The organism is Pseudomonadota bacterium, from assembly GCA_039815145.1.
Taxonomy (GTDB): Bacteria; Pseudomonadota; Gammaproteobacteria; order Steroidobacterales; family JBCBZW01; genus JBCBZW01.
Genome location: JBCBZW010000258.1, coordinates 1 through 3300, shown reverse-complemented (window position 1 = coordinate 3300; position 3300 = coordinate 1). Strand labels below are relative to the sequence as shown.

The following is a 3300-nucleotide window of genomic DNA, read 5'->3' as shown; positions in this document are numbered from 1 at the left end:
GCGGTCGCCGCGCTGCTCGCGGGCGGCGCCACGGTGCTGAGCGACACCCCCGGGGAGATCACGGCGTCCGTGGTACTCGATCTCGCGGGTGATGAGCAGCCCCTCTTCGATGTGGTGAGGCCGCCCGACCCTGGGGAGGTGCCCGCCTGGCGAGCGCTTACGGGGGAGGTGGTGCTGGTACGAGGCACCTCGCCTCGCGAGCTCCGCTTGCTCGGTACCTTGCGCGAGGCCCACGGTGGGCTGCTCGCCAGCGGCGCGTTTCCGTCCTTGCTCTTGAGTTGGTTCGAGGACCGCTGGCGTGCGCCGTTGCCCGTTGGGCTCGAGGTGGCGCCTTCCCAGGCCCTTCCGAGCGTACGCAACAGCGCCGAGGCCCCCCCTTGGCGCTATCCCCTGGCCCCGTATCTGCTCGCCTTTGGCCTGTTGCTTTGGGGCATCGACCGTTCGCTGCAGCTGCGATCCTCGACCGCCGGGGCCGACCCATGAGCGCCCTCGCGCGCCTGGATGAGGGGCTCGCCCTGGTGCGAGGACGTCAACAACGGGCGCACCTGGCGGAGGCCGCGGTGCTTGCGGGTGCCCTCGCGCTCTGGGCGTCCTCCCTGGTCGATGACGCGGCGAGCCTCTGGTTCGCTATCGGCCTCGGGATTTGCTGGTTCTTCTGGCGAGACGCCACGGTGCTTCAACGCCACGGGGTAGGGCGGAAGGAGATGGCGCGTTGGCTGGATCGCGCGGTCCCGCAACTCGAGGACAGTGTGACCCTCGTGTTGCACGCGCAGGCGAGGGGGCTCACCGCCCTGCAGCGCGACCGGATCGCCTCACGCCTGCAGGCGCTCGATGAGGCCGAGTTGGCGGGGGCGATCCCCGCGCCGCGCCATCGGGTGTTGCCGTGGTTCGCGGGCCTGGGGGCGCTCGGGGCCGTGTTCCTCGCATTGCCCTCGGCGGGGCCGCCGCCCAGCACCACGGCCGTGGTAGCGCCCGCGCCGACGTTGGCACGGGTGTCCCTGGAGGTTACCCCGCCGGCTTACACCCATCTGGAGCCGTTCACCGATGACGCCCGTGAGGTGATCGCTCCCCAGGGCTCGATGCTCACCTGGGAGGTACGCACCGAGGGTGACCTCGCGGGGGTACAGCTGCTATTCGACGATGGCGAGCGCTCGCCCCTCACGCGCGCAGAATCTGGCCGCTGGCGCAGCGCGCCGCGTGTGGCTGCGGCGAGCGCCTACCGCGTGGTGGCCGATGTGCCGTGGGCCCACGACGACCGCTTCAGGCTGCTGCGCATCATCCCGGATCGCCCGCCGCAGTTCGATTTCACCGCACCAACGCGTACGGTGACCGAACTCGACGGCATCGACCCACAACCGATGATCGATCTCGACGTGGAGGTGGCCGACGACTATGGAATCCGTGAGGTGGTCGCTCGGCTCACGCTGGCGAGCGGGGGTGGCGAGAACGTGCGCTTCCGCGAGCGCAGCGTGCCCCTGGAGGCGCTGGCGGGCGGGACCGACACGGCGCGCCGGTACCGCCACCGCTTCGACCTGCGCAGCCTGGCCATGGAGCCGGGCGATGAGCTCTACGTGCACCTCGAGGCGCGGGACAATCGCGAACCCGAAGCCAACCTCGCCAGCAGCCGCACCTGGATCGTGCGCTGGCCCGCCGAGCGCTACGCTGAGCAGGACGAGGTTGGGGTGATGGCGATGCGCGTGATGCCGGAGTACTTCCGCAGTCAGCGCCAGATCATCATCGACACGGAGGCCCTGGTAGCGGCTGCGCCGCAGCTTAGCGTGGAGACCTTCGCGGGCCGTGCCCAGGCCATCGCCTTCGATCAGAAGGCCCTGCGTCTGCGCTACGGCACGTTTCTCGGCGAGGAGTCGGTCACGGATATCGGGCCGGGGGCGATGCCGGACCAGGACGATCCGCCCCTGCACTACCCGGGCGACGGACACGATCACGGCGAGGGCGCCGGTGGCTTCGGCGCCGTCGATGCGCCGACCTTCGGCCGCCTGGACACGGTCCTGCAACAGTTCGGCCACACCCACGACACGGCGGAGCAGGCGACGCTCTTCGATCCGCAAACCCGCGATCTGCTGAAGGCGGCGCTGGCCGAGATGTGGGGCGCGGAGCTGCAGCTGCGCCTGGCGACGCCGGACGCGGCCCTGCCCTTCGAGTACGACGCCCTGGACCTGATCAAGCGCGTGCAGCAGCGCTCGCGTATCTACCTACGGCGCGTCGGCTTCCGCACCACGCCACCGGACGAAGGACGCCGCTTCAGCGGCGAACTCGATGACCTTACCCTGAGCACGGACAGTCGCTTTCCCGCGGCGCCGCAGGAGCAGGCGCTCGCGCGGCGTGCCTTGGCGAGCCTCGCCGACCTGATCGCCGGCGAGGTCTCGGCCATCCCCAACGAGTTCCTCGACGCGGTGGGGCAAGTGCTGCAGGACCAGGACGAGGGACGATCCGAGCTATTGAGCGCGATAGGTGCGCTGGAATCGCTGCGCACCGCACCCGGGTGTCGGGACTGCGCAGCGCAGCTCGCCCAGGGCTTGCTGCGACTCGTACCTGCGCCCTTGCCACCGGCGCAAGCCCGGGAGGCGCCGCGCGATGCGCTCGCCCGTGCCTACGCCCGGGGCAGGGCCGGGGCGCGCCGGTGAGTCCGGAACGCTGGCTGGCCATCGGCGCTACGCTGGCATTGGTATTCGCGGTCTGGCCCCCACCGCGCATCGGCGCAGAGGCGATGGCGACAGTAGGCGAGGAGGCTCGGGACGATGCGCGAGGGCTCAGCGAGTTCCTCGCCGAGCCTGGCCACGCGCCGTTCGCGCGGATCGCCGCCCCCGGCTTGTCGCCGGAACGCTGGCGCGACCTGCAGCTCACCTCCGTCGCCTTCGAGCCGATGGCGCTGCGCGATCAGGTCGTCGCCCTGCACTGGCCGCGGGAGCTGGCGCTCGGCGATGCCCTGCGGGTGGTGGGGCGAGCGGCCGTGTCGGCGCCCGCGGAGGTGGTGTTGCAGGATCCGTTCGGTGCCGAGGAGGTGCGGACCACGGTGACGCCGGACGCGCCGACCTTCACCTTGGAGCTGACGCCTAAGGCGACTGGGCGTTACCTCGGGAGCTTGCGATTGGAGGATGGCGAGGGCGATTCGCTCGACGCGGGCGCGGTGCCGGTGGTCGTGGGCGCGGCCACGCCGCTTCGGATCATGATCGAAGCCTCCGCGCCTTCCTTCGAGCTGCAGGCATTGCGCCGGTGGGCGGAGACGAGCGGCGCCCAGCTCTCCCAGCGGATGCGCATCGCGCAGGACCGCTTTGCGAG

Annotated in this window: 3 protein-coding genes; all 3 read left to right on the top strand. The window is 71.1% G+C overall.

Going from position 1 to position 3300, the window contains the following annotated elements; all coding sequences use genetic code 11:
- On the top strand, nt 1-483 hold a 483-nt coding region (locus AAF184_25450), incomplete at its 5' end, for a hypothetical protein (GenBank protein ID MEO0425701.1).
- On the top strand, nt 480-2645 hold the full coding sequence (locus tag AAF184_25445; protein MEO0425700.1) for a hypothetical protein: 2166 nt from the start codon (nt 480-482) through the stop codon (nt 2643-2645). The genes AAF184_25450 and AAF184_25445, both read left to right, overlap by 4 nt.
- Nucleotides 2642-3300 (top strand): hypothetical protein (locus tag AAF184_25440; GenBank protein ID MEO0425699.1); only part of this gene is annotated, 659 nt, incomplete at its 3' end. The genes AAF184_25445 and AAF184_25440, both read left to right, overlap by 4 nt.